The sequence below is a fragment of the Streptomyces sp. NPDC058198 genome, from assembly GCF_042882605.1.
Lineage (GTDB): Bacteria > Actinomycetota > Actinomycetes > Streptomycetales > Streptomycetaceae > Streptomyces.
The window spans coordinates 1-15,650 of the sequence record NZ_JBHVVP010000022.1; the positions used below are offsets into that span (position 1 = coordinate 1).

At 70.9% G+C, this 15,650-nt stretch carries 16 protein-coding genes; 8 read left to right on the plus strand and 8 right to left on the minus strand.

Going from position 1 to position 15,650, the window contains the following annotated elements; all coding sequences use genetic code 11:
* Nucleotides 1-177 precede the first annotated feature (177 nt).
* The 4 genes from ACFVWW_RS33790 to ACFVWW_RS33805 form a co-directional block, all read right to left on the minus strand.
* Nucleotides 178-618, minus strand: a complete 441-nt coding sequence (locus ACFVWW_RS33790; protein ID WP_384192956.1) for a Fur family transcriptional regulator — start codon at nucleotides 616-618, stop codon at nucleotides 178-180.
* Nucleotides 619-695: 77 nt separating this feature from the next.
* Nucleotides 696-1,574, minus strand: coding sequence for a metal ABC transporter permease (locus tag ACFVWW_RS33795; RefSeq protein WP_384192959.1), 879 nt, complete (start codon nucleotides 1,572-1,574; stop codon nucleotides 696-698).
* A 2-nt stretch (nucleotides 1,575-1,576) separates the two neighbouring features.
* Nucleotides 1,577-2,503, minus strand: a complete 927-nt coding sequence (locus ACFVWW_RS33800; protein ID WP_386877514.1) for a metal ABC transporter ATP-binding protein — start codon at nucleotides 2,501-2,503, stop codon at nucleotides 1,577-1,579.
* A 38-nt stretch (nucleotides 2,504-2,541) separates the two neighbouring features.
* Nucleotides 2,542-3,540: a metal ABC transporter substrate-binding protein gene (locus ACFVWW_RS33805; RefSeq protein WP_384337649.1), complete on the minus strand. Its 999-nt coding sequence runs from the start codon at nucleotides 3,538-3,540 to the stop codon at nucleotides 2,542-2,544.
* Between the two features lie 141 nt (nucleotides 3,541-3,681).
* On the opposite strand from ACFVWW_RS33805, the gene ACFVWW_RS33810 reads away from it, so the two are divergent.
* Together ACFVWW_RS33810 and ACFVWW_RS33815 are read left to right on the plus strand one after the other, a co-directional pair.
* Entirely contained in the window at nucleotides 3,682-5,064 is a 1,383-nt protein-coding gene (locus ACFVWW_RS33810) for a glycine--tRNA ligase (protein WP_384192965.1), read from the plus strand.
* 125 nt (nucleotides 5,065-5,189) lie between these two features.
* Nucleotides 5,190-5,396 (plus strand): hypothetical protein, encoded by a 207-nt coding sequence (locus ACFVWW_RS33815; RefSeq protein WP_384192968.1) that lies wholly within the window; start codon nucleotides 5,190-5,192, stop codon nucleotides 5,394-5,396.
* A 1-nt stretch (nucleotide 5,397) separates the two neighbouring features.
* On the opposite strand, the gene ACFVWW_RS33820 is transcribed toward ACFVWW_RS33815, so the two are convergent.
* Nucleotides 5,398-5,982, minus strand: coding sequence for a TetR family transcriptional regulator (locus tag ACFVWW_RS33820; protein WP_384192970.1), 585 nt, complete (start codon nucleotides 5,980-5,982; stop codon nucleotides 5,398-5,400).
* A 111-nt stretch (nucleotides 5,983-6,093) separates the two neighbouring features.
* A complete protein-coding gene (locus tag ACFVWW_RS33825) occupies nucleotides 6,094-7,107 on the minus strand; it encodes an aldo/keto reductase (protein ID WP_384337645.1) in 1,014 nt (337 codons plus the stop codon).
* 253 nt (nucleotides 7,108-7,360) lie between these two features.
* Between ACFVWW_RS33825 and ACFVWW_RS33830 the strand changes: the two genes are divergently transcribed.
* Nucleotides 7,361-7,600 carry a DUF6243 family protein gene (locus tag ACFVWW_RS33830; RefSeq protein ID WP_384192976.1) on the plus strand — a complete coding sequence of 80 codons (240 nt, stop codon included), beginning with the start codon at nucleotides 7,361-7,363 and terminating at the stop codon, nucleotides 7,598-7,600.
* 77 nt (nucleotides 7,601-7,677) lie between these two features.
* Here ACFVWW_RS33830 and ACFVWW_RS33835 read toward each other — a convergent pair whose 3' ends face one another.
* On the minus strand, nucleotides 7,678-9,075 hold the full coding sequence (locus ACFVWW_RS33835) for an MFS transporter (protein ID WP_386877722.1): 1,398 nt from the start codon (nucleotides 9,073-9,075) through the stop codon (nucleotides 7,678-7,680).
* A gap of 215 nt (nucleotides 9,076-9,290) precedes the next feature.
* Here ACFVWW_RS33835 and ACFVWW_RS33840 point away from each other — a divergent pair, with 215 nt between their 5' ends.
* Nucleotides 9,291-10,163, plus strand: a complete 873-nt coding sequence (locus tag ACFVWW_RS33840; protein WP_384192999.1) for a helix-turn-helix transcriptional regulator — start codon at nucleotides 9,291-9,293, stop codon at nucleotides 10,161-10,163.
* Nucleotides 10,164-10,203: 40 nt separating this feature from the next.
* On the plus strand, nucleotides 10,204-11,442 hold the full coding sequence (gene dusB, locus ACFVWW_RS33845; RefSeq protein WP_384192979.1) for a tRNA dihydrouridine synthase DusB: 1,239 nt from the start codon (nucleotides 10,204-10,206) through the stop codon (nucleotides 11,440-11,442).
* Nucleotides 11,443-11,511: 69 nt separating this feature from the next.
* Here dusB and ACFVWW_RS33850 read toward each other — a convergent pair whose 3' ends face one another.
* Entirely contained in the window at nucleotides 11,512-12,285 is a 774-nt protein-coding gene (locus ACFVWW_RS33850; RefSeq protein ID WP_384337653.1) for a GntR family transcriptional regulator, read from the minus strand.
* Between the two features lie 345 nt (nucleotides 12,286-12,630).
* On the opposite strand from ACFVWW_RS33850, the gene ACFVWW_RS33855 reads away from it, so the two are divergent.
* Genes ACFVWW_RS33855 through ACFVWW_RS33865 form a run of 3 tightly spaced genes read left to right on the plus strand, consistent with a single transcriptional unit; the run spans nucleotide 12,631 to nucleotide 15,643 of the window.
* Nucleotides 12,631-13,788, plus strand: coding sequence for an ABC transporter substrate-binding protein (locus tag ACFVWW_RS33855; protein ID WP_384192981.1), 1,158 nt, complete (start codon nucleotides 12,631-12,633; stop codon nucleotides 13,786-13,788).
* On the plus strand, nucleotides 13,788-14,717 hold the full coding sequence (locus ACFVWW_RS33860) for an ABC transporter permease (protein ID WP_384192984.1): 930 nt from the start codon (nucleotides 13,788-13,790) through the stop codon (nucleotides 14,715-14,717). The genes ACFVWW_RS33855 and ACFVWW_RS33860 overlap by 1 nt, the downstream gene beginning before the upstream one ends.
* On the plus strand, nucleotides 14,705-15,643 hold the full coding sequence (locus ACFVWW_RS33865; protein WP_386877513.1) for an ABC transporter permease: 939 nt from the start codon (nucleotides 14,705-14,707) through the stop codon (nucleotides 15,641-15,643). The genes ACFVWW_RS33860 and ACFVWW_RS33865 overlap by 13 nt, the downstream gene beginning before the upstream one ends.
* Nucleotides 15,644-15,650 lie beyond the last annotated feature (7 nt).

A 15,650-nucleotide genomic window follows, 5' to 3' on the forward strand; every position in this document is an offset into this window, starting at 1 on the left:
CCGCACGCTCGTGAAGCTGGCGGAGCGCACCGCGGCCGGCGACCTGGGCTGACCGTCTCCGACGGTGGGGGTGCCGGCGCCCGGTCCCGGCCGGCCCCCCCCCCCCCCCCCCGCCCCCGGGGGCCCCCCCCGGGCCCCCCGGCCCCCCCCCCCACCCCTGTATCGCTCGGACACGCCTCAGTTCTTGGCGGCCACCGCCGCGCACGCCGCGCAGGTGCCGAAGATCTCCACCGTGTGCGCCACGCTCACATAGCCGTGCTGCGCGGCGATCGTCTCCGCCCACTGTTCGACCGCGGGTCCTTCGACCTCGACGGCCTTTCCGCAGACCCGGCACACCAGATGGTGATGGTGATCGCCAGTCGAGCAGCGCCGGTAGACCGACTCCCCGTCGTTCGTCCGCAGCACATCGACCTCGCCCGCGTCGGCGAGGGACTGGAGTGTGCGGTAGACGGTGGTCAGTCCGACCGAGTCACCGCGGTGCTTGAGCATGTCGTGAAGCTCCTGCGCGCTGCGGAACTCGTCCACCTCGTCCAGCGCCGCCGCCACCGCGGCCCGCTGGCGGGTCGACCGGCCGCGCACGGGGGCCGCGCTTGATCCACCGCTGGGCGCAGTCGTCACAGGTGCCTCCTTGCCTCTGCCCGTATCCATCTGTCGGGCATTACCCGCTTCCCTCGGGCCATTCTGCCAGTTCGCGGTCAGGCCGTGAGGTCGTTCACGGGCTGCCGCGCCCCCGGTATGTCCGGCACGTCCGGTACGGCGCGGGCCCGGCGTCTCGCCAGGGGAGTGGCGAGCACGGTCAGGACCACGAAGACAGCAATCGCGATCAGCACGATCGTCGCGCCGGGCGGCACGTCCTGGTAGTACGAGGTGACCGTGCCGGCCAGGGTCACCGCCGTACCGATCACGACGGCCAGTACGAACGTGACGGCGAAGGACCGGGTGATCTGCTGGGCCGCCGCCACCGGCACCACCATCAGCGCGCTGACCAGCAGCAGCCCCACCACCCGCATGGCGACGGTGACCGTCACCGCGGCCGTGACCGCGACCAGCAGATTCAGGGTGCGCACCGGCAGTCCGGTGACCCGGGCGAACTCCTCGTCCTGGCTGACCGCGAACAGCTGCCGCCGCAGCCCCACCGTGACCAGCACCACAAAGCCGGCGAGCAGCGAGATCGCGGTCACGTCCTGCGCCGAGACCGTGGACAGGGAACCGAAGAGATAGGAACTGAGGTTGGCGTTGGAGCCGTTCGGCGCGAGGTTGATCAGCAGGACACCGCCCGCCATTCCGCCGTAGAAGAGCATGGCCAGCGCGATGTCGCCGCGGGTGCGGCCGTACGCCCTGATCAGCTCCATCGTGACGGCGCCGACCACCGCGACCAGCGTCGCCATCCAGACCGGGCTGGTGGAGAGCAGAAAGCCCAGGCCGACCCCGGTCATCGCGACATGGCCGATGCCGTCGCCCATCAGTGCCTGGCGGCGCTGTACGAGATAGATGCCGATGGCGGGGGCGGTGACGCCGACGAGCACGGCGGCGAGCAGCGCGCGCTGCATGAAGGCGGTCTCAAGGATTTCCATGGTCAGGTCAGCAGTCCTGTACGGAGCGGCTCGCCGGCCGCGTGCGGGTGGCAGCTCGGACGGGTCAGACGCTCGGGGTCGGGGGCGCCCGGGCCCGCGGCCCCGGGTGGCGGGCCGTCGTGCACCACACAGCCGTCGCGCAGCACCACCGCGCGGTCGATCAGCGGCTCCAGCGGGCCCAGTTCATGGAGGACGAGCAGGACGGTCGTCCCGGCCGCGACCTGTTCGCGCAGGGTCGCCGCGAGGATGTCCTGGCTGGCCAGGTCGACGCCCGCCATGGGCTCGTCCATGATCAGCAGCTCGGGGGCGGCGGCGAGCGCCCTGGCGATCAGCACACGCTGGTGCTGGCCGCCGGAGAGCGCGTCCACGGAGTCCTTGGCGCGGTCGGCGAGCCCGACGAGCTCGATGGCCCGCTGGACGGCTGCCCGGTCGGCCTTGGTGGGCCACCCCAGCCTCGTACGGGAGAGCCGGCCGGAGGAGACGACCTCGCGGACGGTCGCGGGCACGCCGCTCGCGGCCGTGGTGCGCTGCGGTACGTAACCGACGCGCGCCCAGTCGCGGAAGCGGCGCAGCGGGGTCGCGAAGAGCGAGATCTCGCCGCTGGTCAGCGGTACCTGACCGATCACGGAGCGGACGGCGGTGGACTTGCCGGAGCCGTTGGCGCCGAGCAGGGCGACGACCTCGCCGCGGCGCACGGTGAGATCGACGCCGCGCAGCACGGGGCGTGAGCCGAGCGTGGCGGTGGCTCCACGGACGGAGATGACCGGTGCGGGGTTGTCCGGGCTTCCGCTCTCCGCTGCCGCTACCGGCACCGACACCGCCTGCGCCTCCGCTTCCGCGGTCCGCGGGGCTATGTCCGCGTCAGCGGGCTGTCCGCTCTCCCTCGTCGCCATGTCCGGCGCCTCCGATGCTGCTGTCAGCTGGTTCATTTCACGTGGGTCACTTCGGGTGGCTCACTTCCGGTGGCTCACTTCGCGCCGAGCGCCTTCCGCAGCGCCGCGAGGTTGGACTCCATGACCTGGATGTAGTCAGCGCCCTTGGACCGGTCGGTGATTCCCTCCAGCGGGTCCAGGACGTCGGTCTTCAGTCCGGAGTCCCCGGCGAGGGTCTTGGCGGTCTTGTCGCTGGCGAGCGTCTCGAAGAATACGGTGCTGACCTTGTCGCGCCGCGCGATGGTCTCCAGCTCCTTGACCCGGGCGGGGGTCGGCTCCGCCTCGGGGTCGATGCCGGCGATGGCCTCCTGCTCCAGCCCGTAGCGCTCGGCGAGGTAGCCGAAGGCGGCGTGGGTGGTGATGAAGGTCTTCGTCGTGGTGTCGGCGAGGCCCTGCTTGAACGCGGTGTCCAGGCCGCCGAGCTTCTCGACCAGGGCGCCGGTGTTCTTCCGGTACGCGGCGGCGTGGTCCGGGTCGGCCTTCTCCAGGGAGGCGCCGACCCCCTTGGCGACCTCGGCGTACTTCACCGGGTCGAGCCAGATGTGCGGGTCGCCGCCGTTCGCGGTGCCTTCTTCGCCGCCGTGGCCGTGCTCGTCGGCACCCTGCTCGTCGGCAGCGTGCTCCTCGCCCTCATGGGCGTGGCCGGCCTCGGTGCCGTGCTTCTCCAGTGCGGTGAGGGAGGCCGCGTCGACGATGTGCGGCACGCCGGACTGGGCGATGGCCTCGTCGACGGCGGGCTGGACGCCCTTGAGGTAGACGATGACGTCCGCGTCGCCGAGCTGGGCGGCCTGCCGGGGCTTGAGCTCCAGGTCGTGCGGCTCGACGCCCGGCTTGGTGAGGGTGGTGACGGAGACATGGTCACCGCCGATCTGCTGGGCCAGGAACTGCATCGGGTAGAACGACGCGGTCACCGCGAGCTTGTCGCCGCTCTTCCCGTCCGCGGCGTCGGAGGCGGAGCAGGCGGACAGTGCGACCAGGCCGAGCGTGACCGCTCCGGCGGTGGTGGCGGCGGGTATGAGGCGTCTTACGTTCATGACAGTCATTTTCAACAAAAGTGGAAACGATTGTCAACAAGGGCTGGGGAAGTCTCTTACCCCGCACCGATTTGATCCGAGGGGTGCGGCCGCCGCTAATCTGAAGCATTAGCCGTTCGTCGTCGCAATGAAGAGAGCACCGTGGCCGCCGACAAGATCGACAGCATCGTCAACCTGAGCAAGCGCCGTGGCTTCGTCTACCCGTGCAGCGAGATCTACGGCGGCCAGAAGGCCGCCTGGGACTACGGGCCGCTCGGAGTCGAGCTGAAGGAGAACCTCAAGCGCCAGTGGTGGCGCTACATGGTCACCTCGCGCGAGGACGTTGTCGGGCTCGACTCGTCGGTGATCCTGGCCACCGAGGTCTGGGAGGCGTCCGGCCACGTCGCGACCTTCAGTGACCCGCTCACCGAGTGCACCTCCTGTCACAAGCGCTACCGCGCGGACCACCTGGAGGAGGCGTACGAGGAGAAGCACGGCAAGCCGCCCGTGAACGGCCTCGCCGACCTCAACTGCCCGAACTGCGGCAACAAGGGCACCTTTACCGAGCCCAAGCAGTTCTCCGGGCTGCTCGCCACCCACCTCGGCCCGACGCAGGACTCCGGCTCCATCGCGTATCTGCGTCCCGAGACGGCCCAGGGCATTTTCACCAACTTCGCCCAGGTGCAGCAGACGTCCCGCAAGAAGCCGCCGTTCGGCATCGCGCAGATGGGCAAGTCCTTCCGGAACGAGATCACTCCGGGCAACTTCATCTTCCGCACCCGCGAGTTCGAGCAGATGGAGATGGAGTTCTTCGTCAAGCCGGGTGAGGACGAGGAGTGGCAGGAGTACTGGATGGAGCAGCGCTGGAACTGGTACCGCGACCTGGGTCTCCGTGAGGAGAACATGCGCTGGTTCGAGCACCCCAAGGAGAAGCTCTCCCACTACTCCAAGCGCACCGCCGACATCGAGTACCGCTTCTCGTTCGGTGGCAGCGAGTGGGGCGAGCTGGAGGGTGTCGCCAACCGCACCGACTACGACCTCACCGCGCACTCCAAGGCGTCCGGCCACGACCTGTCGTACTTCGACCAGGAGGCCGGCGAGCGCTGGACCCCGTACGTCATCGAGCCCGCCGCCGGTGTCGGCCGCGCGATGCTCGCCTTCCTCCTCGACGCGTACAACGAGGACGAGGCACCCAACGCCAAGGGCGTGCTGGAGAAGCGCACCGTGCTGCGGCTCGACCCGCGCCTCGCGCCGGTCAAGGTGGCCGTGCTGCCGCTCTCCCGCAACCCGCAGCTCTCGCCGAAGGCCAAGGGCCTCGCCGAGGACCTGCGGCGCAACTGGAACATCGAGTTCGACGACGCGGGCGCCATCGGCCGCCGCTACCGCCGCCAGGACGAGATCGGCACGCCGTTCTGCGTCACCGTCGACTTCGACACCCTCGACGACAACGCGGTGACCGTGCGTGAGCGCGACACGATGAAGCAGGAGCGCGTCTCGCTGGACCAGATCCAGAGCTACCTGGGCGGCCGCCTGCTCGGTTGCTGACGAAGGACGGCTTGACGGCCTGACGGATCGACATCCGGTCACGGTCGTAGCTCGAAGCCCCTGGTTCCGCCACGGAACCAGGGGCTTCGTTGCACACTGGGTGTACACGTCAACAGGAGGCACGGATGCCGTCCACGACCACCAGCAAGGTGAGCAGATGGGATCAGCACGGACGTGAGCATGTCGTGCGCGTCCAGAAGGCGGGTGTACAGCGGTCGTTGATCTGTGACACCTGCGGCTGGCGCAAGGGAGCGCAGTTCCTGCCGTGGCTCAAGGCCGAGGAACATCTCACCGAGGCCCACCAGGCGACGGTGGACCCGGCCGCGGGCTGACTCAGGCCCGCAGCCCGCGCAGCAGCAGATCGGACACGGCGGTGAACTCGCTGTCGATCGTGGGCTTCCGCCACTCGGGGGCGTACGCCGGGTCATGGAAGCGGGCGGTGGCGGCGAAGACCGCCCCGGCGGTGCTCGCCGGGTCCGCCGCCGTGAACTCGCCCGCGCGCACGCCCTCTTCGACGATCCGGGTGAGCTGACTGGTCAGTTCGGTCAGATGCGCGTCGACCACTCCGCTGCTCTCCCCGATGAGCACGGAGAAGGTGGCGAACAGCTCGGGGTCTTCCCCGGCCTTGTGGCGCTTGGAGTCGAACAGCGCCAGCAGCCAGTCGCGCAGCTTCTCCGGGCCCGGCTCGGGCGACGCGTCGGTGATCTGCTCCAGCGCGGCCTCCGTACGCCGCAGCCAGCGTGAGGTGACGGCCTCGCGCAGCGCCGCCTTCGTACGGAAGTGGCGGTAGACGCTGCCATGGCTGACGCCGAGCACCCGCGCCACATCGACGACCGTGGCCTTGGCCGGGCCGTAGCGGCGCAGCACCTCCTCGGTGGCTTCGAGGATGCGCTCGGCGGTCAGGGTCTCGGCGGCCATGGGATGTCCGACCTTTCATGGCTCGTGCGGCGGGACGTGACAGATGACATTACCTGTCAGGTCCGACCATCCGATGGGCGAGCCGTCGGCGCCGGCGGAGACGGTGACGCGTCAGCGCTCGCTGTCCAGTTGGGACATCTGGGCGGCCGGGTAGCGGTCGCCGGCCGCGGCGCCGGCCGGGACGGCGCGCTCGATGGCGGCGAGGTCGTCGGCGTCGAGCGTGACGTCGAGAGCGCCGAGGGCCTCGGCCAGCCGGTCGCGGCGGCGGGCGCCGACCAGCGGCACGATGTCCTCGCCGCGCGACAGCACCCAGGCGATGGCGATCTGGGCGACCGTGACGCCCTTCTGTTCGGCGATCTTGCGCAGGGAGTCGACCAGGCCCAGGTTGTGGTGGAGGTTCTCACCCTGGAAGCGGGGGCTGCCGGCGCGGAAGTCACCGGCGGACAGCTCGGTGCCCCGGGTGAAGTGGCCGCTGATCAGACCGCGCGAGAGCACGCCGTACGCCGTGACGCCGATGCCCAGCTCGCGGACGGTCGGCAGGATCTCGTCCTCGATCCCGCGCGAGATGAGGGAGTACTCGATCTGGAGGTCGGCGACCGGGGCGACGGAGGCCGCCCGGCGGACGGTCTCGGCGCCGGCCTCGGAGAGCCCGATGTGGCGTACGTGACCGGCCTCGACCAGCTCGGCGATGGCGCCGACCGTCTCCTCGATCGGGACGCCGGGGTCGACCCGGGCGATGCGGTAGATGTCGATGTGGTCCGTGCCGAGGCGTCGCAGGGAGTAGGCGGCGAAGTTCTTCACGGCGGCCGGACGGCCGTCGTAGCCGCCCCAGCCGTTGTCGGGGTCGCGCAGGGCGCCGAACTTGACGCTGGTGAGAGCCCGCGCGCGGGCGGCGGTGGGAGCCGTGCGCAGCGCCTCGTTGATCAGCAGCTCGTTGTGCCCCATCCCGTAGAAGTCGCCGGTGTCGAGCAGGGTGACGCCCGCGTCGAGAGCGGCGTGGACGGTGGCGATGGACTCGGTGCGGTCACTGCCCCCGTACAGCGCGGACATGCCCATACAGCCGAGGCCGAGGGCGGAGACCCGGGGGCCGGTGGCGCCGAGAGGGCGGGTGGGGAGGGTGGTCATGACGGGTTCCTCCATGCGGATCGCGGGCGATCAGGGAGTGACACCGACAACTATGGCATGACGGATGACAGATTTCAATTTATGTCACCTCGTGTGTGGCTGACGTCGGCCAAAAATCCGGTACGACCCGGTCCCGCCCGGTGGTAGCGTCTCTGGCATGTTCTTCCAGATCTACGAGTGAGAGCGCGGCGGTCACGGCCCGCCCCCCACCGACGAATCCGCAGATCACTTCTCATCACTTCGGGAGAACCCCGTGGCAAAGAGCCGCAACAACCTTCTCGGCGTGGGCGGACAGCGCAAGAAGCTGTCCCGCGCCGACCAGCAGGGCAACGGCCCCGCCCGCAACGCCGACCGCAAGGTCGCCGCCGACCAGAAGCAGGAACTGCTGCGCAAGATGCGTGAGCGCGCCGCCGACCAGGGTGAGCCGGGCGACGACGCGACCGGGACCACCGGCGCGGCCCAGGCGACCGACGAGGCCGCCGACCAGGCCTGACGTACCTCCGCACCACCACGGACGACGTGGGCCCGGATCACCTCGGTGATCCGGGCCCACGCCCATGAATGCCCCCGTCAGGTGACCGAGCGCGGCAATCGCAGACTGAGCAGCGCCGTCAGGACGACCACGCCCAGCTGCACCAGCAGCGTGACCACCAGCGCGTCCCGCATCCCCGCGGTGGCGGCCAGGGTCAGGAAGAGCGAGCCCAGCGTCGCCACCCCCAGCGCCAGCGCGGACTGCTGGGTCGTGACCATCACCCCGCTGCCGACCCCGGCCCGCTCGGCCGGTATCTCGGAGAGCACGATCCGGAAGATGACGGGCAGCTGGAGGCCCTGGCCGAGGCCCGCCAGCGCGACCCCCGGCAGCAGATCCAGCGTGCCGACCGAGGGCCAGCCGCCCCATACGGCGAGCGCCAGCAGGGCGACACCGACCGCCTGGAGTACCGCGCCGGCCGTCACCACCAGGCTGCCGTACCGCCGCACCAGCCGTGGTCCGGCCAGCGAGGCGGCGAAGAACGCCACCGCCATCGGCACCAACGCGAGTCCGGCCCCGATCGCGTCCATACCCAGGCCCTGCTGGAGCGCGATGGCGATCACGAACATGAAGCCGCCGAAGCCGATCGAGAACGGCAGCACCAGCGCCAGCCCCCGCCGCAGCGAGACCAGTGCGAGCAGGCTCGGCGGCACCAGCGGAGTCCTGCCCTGCCGGTCGGCCCGCCGTTCGACGCGGTGGAAGGCGAAGGCCGCGACCGGGAAGGCGGCGAGTGAGATCCAGGTCCACACCGGCCAGCCGGCCGCCCGGCCCTCGGTGAGCGGCGCCAGCAGCGTCACCAGCGCGACGGCCAGCAGCAGAGTTCCCGGTACGTCGACGGGCGCGGGCCGCTGGGAGCGGGTCTCGGGCACCGAACGGACCGCCAGGACCAGCCCGGCCAGCGCGACCGGCACATTCACCAGGAAGATCGCCCGCCAGCCGCTGCCCGCGATGTCGGCCGCGACCAGGACGCCGCCCAGGATCTGCCCCGCCACCATGGCGAGACCGGCGGTGGCGCCGTACAGGCTCAGCGCCTTCGCGCGGCGCTGCCCGGCCGTCGCCGACTGGATGGTCGCCAGCACCTGCGGCAGCATCAGCGCCGCCGCGGCGCCCTGCGCCACCCGCGCCCCGACGAGGGTCCAGGCATTGGGCGCGAGACCGCAGGCGAGCGAGGTGAGCCCGAAGAGCGCCATGCCCGCCAGGAAGAGCCGTCGTCGGCCGAACATGTCCCCGAGCCGCCCGCCGAGTACGAGCAGCACGGCGTACGAGAGTCCGTAGCCGGCGACGACCAGCTCCAGCAGGGCGGGGCCCGCGGCCAGATCGTGGTCGATGGTCGGCAGGGCGACATTGACGATGAAGAAGTCGATCAGGGGGAGCGCCGCACCGAGGAGCACGGTGAACAGGCCGAGAGCGCCGAGTACGGAGCCATGATCCTGGATCACCGGAGCGTCGCCGGGGGCGCCGGTGCCGGCCGGCTGCGCGCTCGCGCTCGTGGCTGCGCTCGGGGTCGGAGCGCCGGACTGAGGGCGGGATGCTGTACTCACGCGGTCCACCGTTACTCTGGTCGAAGCCTGGTACCAGAGTGTGTTTATCCTGGTACCAGGACTACCTGGCAATGGGCTGGGACATGCGGCACGCTGGAACCATGACGGCGACCATGACCACGACCGTGCAGGAACCCGACATCCGGCGGCACGAGCTGGCGGGGTTTCTGCGCAGCCGGCGTGAGCGCATCATGCCCGAGCAGGTCGGGCTGGTGCGGGGCAGCCGCCGGCGTACCCCCGGGCTGCGCCGGGAGGAGGTCGCCCAGCTCTCCGCCGTGGGCGTCACCTGGTACACCTGGCTGGAGCAGGCCCGCCCCATCCAGGTGTCCGCGCAGGTGCTCGACGCCCTCGCCCGCGCGCTGCTGCTCGACCGCAGTGAGCGGTCCCATCTCTTCGCCCTGGCGGGCGCCGTCGACCCCGCGCCCGGGACACCCTGCCCCCACATCACCCCCGCCGTGCGGCAGATGCTGGAGAGGCTGGAGCCCTTCCCGTCCTGTGTGCAGAACAGCCGGTACGACATCCTCGCGTACAACCGCACCTACGGGACGCTGATGTGCGACCTGGACGCGCTGCCGCCCGAGGACCGCAACTGCATGTGGCTCGCCTTCACCAACGAGGAGTGGCGCTCCTCACTCGGCAACCGCGAGGAGACGATCCGGATGATGGCGGCGAAGTTCCGCGCCGCCATGGCGGAGCATCTCGCGGAGCCCGCCTGGAAGACGCTGCTCGGACGGCTGCGGTCGGCCTCGCCCGAGTTCCGCGAGATCTGGGAGCGCCACGAAGTGATCGGTACCGGCGACCGGACCAAGCGATTCCTCAACGCCCGCGTCGGGCAGCTCAACCTGGAGCACACCAACCTCTGGCTCGGCCCGTCCTCGGGCCCCCGGCTGGTCAGCTATGTCCCCGTGGACGACGAGTCCAGGCTCCGCCTCGAACAGCTCCAGGCGACGGCGTCGGCATCGGCCCTGGTCTCCGCCGACGTATGAGCCGCCACGGGCTCCGGCCCGGGTGCGCGACAATGGGCGGATGACCGCTCCGCTCTCCACGCTCACGCCCGCCGCCGCACCGCTCGCCATCGGCCCGCACCTCGTGCGCCCCCCGGTGGTGCTCGCCCCCATGGCCGGGATCACCAACGCGCCGTTCCGGACGCTGTGCAGGGAATTCGCCGAAGGCGTGCGCGGGTTCGGGGGCCGCCCCCCGGCGGCTGCCGTGAGCGGCGGCAAGGGGCTGTTCGTCAGCGAGATGATCACCACGAGGGCGCTGGTCGAGCGCAACGAGAAGACCATGCAGCTGATCCGTTTCGACGCGACCGAGACCCCGCGCTCGATCCAGCTGTACGGAGTGGACCCGGTCACCGTCGGCAAGGCGGTGCGGATGATCGTGGACGAGGATCTCGCCGACCACATCGATCTGAACTTCGGCTGCCCGGTGCCCAAGGTGACCCGCAGGGGCGGGGGTTCGGCCCTTCCGTACAAGCGGCCGCTGCTGCGCGCGATCCTGCACGAGGCGGTCTCCAACGCCGGCGCCCTGCCCGTCACGATGAAGATGCGCAAGGGCATCGACGACGACCACCTCACCTATCTCGACGCCGGGCGGATCGCGGTCGAGGAAGGCGTGACGGCCATCGCGCTGCACGGCAGGACCGCCGCACAGCACTACGGCGGTACGGCGGACTGGGACGCCATCGCGCGGCTCAAGGAGCATGTCCCGGAGATCCCGGTCCTCGGCAACGGCGACATCTGGTCGGCGGACGACGCGCTGCGGATGGTGCGCGAGACGGGCTGCGACGGCGTGGTCGTGGGGCGTGGCTGCCTGGGGCGGCCCTGGCTCTTCGCGGACCTGGTCGCGGCCTTCGAGGGTACGGACCCGTCGGCCGGAGGAGCCGGAGGCCCCGGCGCCGCGGCCGCGCCGACGCTGCGCGAGGTCGCGGGCGTCATGCGGCGCCACGCGGAGCTGCTGGGGGAGTGGATCGGCGACGAGACCCGCGGCGTGATCGACTTCCGTAAGCATGTCGCCTGGTATCTGAAGGGCTTCTCCGTCGGCTCGCAGCTGCGCAAGCAGCTGGCGATCACCTCCTCGCTCGCCGAACTGGACGAGCTGCTGGCCGGGCTCGATCTGGACCAGCCGTGGCCGGACGGCGCGGACGGGCCGCGCGGGCGTACGTCGGGGAACAACCGGGTGGTCCTGCCGGACGGCTGGCTGAAGGACCCGTACGACTGCGCGGGCATCGGCGCGGACGCCGAACTGGACACCTCGGGCGGCTGAGCCCCCCGGGCCGGCCGGGCGTCTCCACCGGAGAGCGTCCACACCGGAGGGCGGCTGCGCCGGAGAGGGCTACGCCGGACGGCCGTTCTGCGCCCCCACGTCCGGGCCCGCGTGCCGCTCCAGCGGCGCCGCGGCAGCGGAGTTGGTGACGCTGAAGGCGACGCTGCCCGCGCGGTAGCGGTCGTCCGTCCACTCGATCGGGCGGCCCGCGGCCGTGTACGTCAGATGGCGCTGTCTGAGCAGCGGGCTGCCCCGGCGGACCCGGAGCAGCCGGGCGTCCTCGCTGCCCGCCGCGACGGCGTCGATGAGGTGCTCGCCGTAGTGGGCGACGATGCCGGCGTTCTCCGCGATGCTGTTCATGATCGACACACAGTCTTCCGGCAGGGCCTGTACGGCGGGCGCGACCCAGTCCGTGTAGGCGGTGCGCTCGACCATCACCGGCTCGCCGTCCAGCCATCGCAGCCGCAGGACGTACAGCACCTCGCTGCCGGGGGCGACGCCCAGCCGGGACGCCTCCTCGGCCGTGGCGGGGCGTGCCGTACGGCTGAGGATCCGGCCGGCGGCCTCGCAGCCCATGGCCTGCGCCCACTGCGCGAAGCTGTTGAGCTGCTGGAAGCTGTGGCGGCGCTCCTGGCGCAGTACGACGCGCCGGGCGCCCTGCCGGGAGCCGATCAGGCCCTCCGAGGCGAGCAGCCCCACCGCCTGGCGCACGGTGCCGCGCGAGACGGACCAGCGGGCCGCCAGATCGCTCTCCGAGGGCAGCCGCGCGCCGACCGGATACTCGTCGCGCGCGATCGACCGCCGCAGCGCCTCCGCGATCTCCAGATAGCGCGAACCGCCCACGCCTGCCCCCTCGTTTCCTCGGTCCATCCGTCGGCCCATCCGTACGGAATTCCTGACCTGTGCACAGATGCACTCACCGGTCGCCGTCCGTCTCTTCACTTTAACCACACACGGAACCGGCTCGACGGACCCCTTTTCCTGCCCTTGTACGCCCTGCCGATCGCCGATACGCTCCGAAGGGCCGTGCTGATCAGGGGGTTTGAGGACGCTTTGTCTTCCTTCGGTCGTGCGGACAAGGTCATTGGGCGTTAACTCCCCGGACATCCGCGTCGGGCGAACTGATGCCAGCTTGTATGAACAAGTGACCTCCTCTTTCGCCTCTTCTTCGCTCCTGGGAGACACCGCGTGACCCGATTCCACGCCAACGGCCGGCTGGTAGCCGCGCTGGCGCTCAGTACCGCCGCGCTCACCACGCTCACCGCCTGTGGTGCCAAGTCCGAAGCGCCCGCCGACTCCGCCGGCGGCGCCAAGGCCGCGACCGCCACCTCCGTGGCCGACTTCGGTTCCCTGAAGGACCTCGTCGCCGCCGCCGAGAAGGAGGGCACGCTCAACGCCATCGCCCTGCCGCCGGACTGGGCGAACTACGGCGAGATCATCAAGGCCTTCGAGGCCACGTACAAGGTCAAGGTGAAGGTCGAGACGCCGGACGCGGCCAGCGCCGACGAGATCAACGCCATCAAGTCCCGCAAGGGCCAGGACCGCGCCCCCGACGTCGTCGACCTGGGCATCCCGTTCGACCGCAGCGGCGCCGCCGAGGGCCTCTTCGCCCCGTACAAGGTCGCCTCCTACGACAAGATCCCGGCCGCCCAGAAGGACGAGCAGGCCCGCTGGTACAACGACTACGGCGGCTACATCTCCATCGGCTGCGACGCCTCGCGCATCAAGGTCTGCCCGACGACCTTCGCCGATCTCCTCAAGCCCGAGTACAAGGGCAAGGTCGCGCTCAACGGCAACCCCAACAAGTCCGGCTCCGCCTTCGGCGGGGTGTACGCGGCCGCCCTCGCCAACAAGGGCAGCTTCACCGACATCCAGCCCGGCATCGACTTCTTCGGCAAGCTGAAGAAGAACGGCAACTTCATCCCCGTCGAGACCACCACGGCCACGGTCCAGAAGGGCGAGACGCCCATCTCGATCGACTGGGACTACCTCAACGCCAGCCTCGCCGACCAGTTCAAGGGCAAGGGCGTCGACTGGAAGGTCGCCGTACCGGCCGACGGCGTGTACGCCCAGTACTACTCGCAGGCCATCAACAAGGACGCGCCCCACCCGGCGGCCGCCCGGCTGTGGATGGAGTTCCTGTACGGCGCCGAGGGCCAGAACCTCTTCCTCAAGGGATACGCCAGGCCCGTCCTGCTGCCCGCGATGACGGCGGACGGTACGGTCGACAAGACGTTCGTCTCCAAGCTCCCCGCGGTCGAGGGCACCCCGACCTTCCCCGAGTCCGCGGACCTGGAGAAGGTCAAGGCCACCCTCGCCGAGAACTGGGACAAGGCCGTCTCCTGATGCCCGCCCCCACCCCGCAGGCCCCGAGCCCGGCCGTTCCACCGGCCGTGCCCGCACCGGGCGCCGCCGACGGCACACGCCGTCGGCGGCGGGCGCCGCGCGCCTGGCTCGGCGCGCTCCCGCTGCTCGTCTTCGCCGGGCTCTGCTTCGGCCTGCCGGTCGCCGCCGTGCTGTACGGGGCGGTCACCAGCACCGATGCGGCCACCGGCGCCACCACCGCGACCACGGTGAACCTCCGGACCTCGCTCCAGGGGCCGTATCTCACCTCCTTGGCGGGCAGCGTCGAACTGTCCGCCCTGACCGCCCTGATCGGCACCGTCCTCGGCATGCTGATCGCCCAGGCCGTCGTCACCTCGCGGCGGGGCGCGCTGCGCGAATCCGTCCTCACCGCCTCCGGCGTCCTCGCCAACTTCGGCGGGGTGCCGCTCGCCTTCGCCTTCGTCGCCACCCTCGGCATCTCCGGTGTGGTCACCCAGCTCGCCCATCTCGACGCGGCCGGCTGGAACCTGTACTCCTTCACCGGGCTCTGCGTGATCTATCTGTACTTCCTGGTGCCGCTGATGGTGCTGGTCAGTGTCCCGGCGCTGGACGGTCTGCGCCCGCAGTGGCGGGAGGCCGCACAGAACGCCGGGGCCACGTCCTGGCAGTTCTGGCGTCATGTCGGAGTGCCCGTCCTCGCGCCCACCCTGCTCGGCGGGTTCGTGCTGCTCTTCGGCAGCGCCTTCGCCGCGTACGCCACCGCAGCCGCGCTGGTCGGAGGCTCCGTCCCGCTGGTCACCCTGAAGATCGCGGACGCGCTGTCCGGCAACGTACAGGTCGGTCAGGAGAATGTGGCGCTCGCGCTGAGCCTCGACATGATTGTGATCGCCGGACTGGTCATGGCGGTCTATCTGCCCCTCCAGCGACGGAGCACCCGATGGCTGCACTGACCCCCACCGCCTCCACCGCGCCCGCGCCGCGGAAGGACGCGCCGCCGTCGGGGCGCGGCGGGACCGGGCGCCCGCGCCGCCGCCCCCGGGTCTGGCGCGGCGCCGTCCTGGGCCTGGCCGGGATCTACTTCGTCGTACCGCTGGTGGCGTCGTTCGTCTTCACGGTGCACATCCCCGGACAGGGCGTCTCCTTCGACGCGTACGGCGGAATCCTGTCCGCCGAGGGGTTCTCCGAGAGCCTGCTGCTCTCGCTGGGGCTCGCCGCCGCCACCATCGCGCTCACCCTGCTGCTGGCCGTGCCGGCGCTGGTCGCCGTGCGGCTCGGCGCGCCGCGGCTGCGGCCGGTCGTCGAGGTGGTCTGCATGCTGCCGCTGGTGGTGCCGCCGATCGCCCTGGTCAGCGGGATCACGACCGTGCTGCGCTGGGGGCCCGAGCACCTGTCCACGACCCCGCTCTACCAGACGTTCATCGCGGTGCAGAACGAGTCGTTCCCGCTCGTGCTGGTGTTCGCCTACACCGTTCTCGCGCTGCCGTTCGTCTACCGCTCGCTGGACGCCGGGCTGCGCGCCGTCGACGTCCCCACCCTCGTGGAGGCCGCGCGCAACTGCGGCGCGAGCATGCCGTACGTGATCGTGCGGGTCGTCCTGCCCAATCTGCGCTCGTCGCTCGCGGGAGCGTCCTTCCTCACCCTCGCGCTGGTGCTGGGCGAATACACCATCGCCGCGCTTCTCGGCTTCCGGCCGTTCGCCGTGTGGATCGTCTCCATCTCGGGCGCGGAGGCGCAGGTGTCCGTCGCCGTGTCCCTGCTCAGCCTGCTGATCGCCTGGGCGCTGCTGATGGTCCTCTCCCGCGCCGGGGCCCGGGCCGGGGCCAGCGCCTCGGCCGCCCCCGCCGCCGCCCCCACTCCCGTCTCCGGCAAGGAGTAGCTCCGCC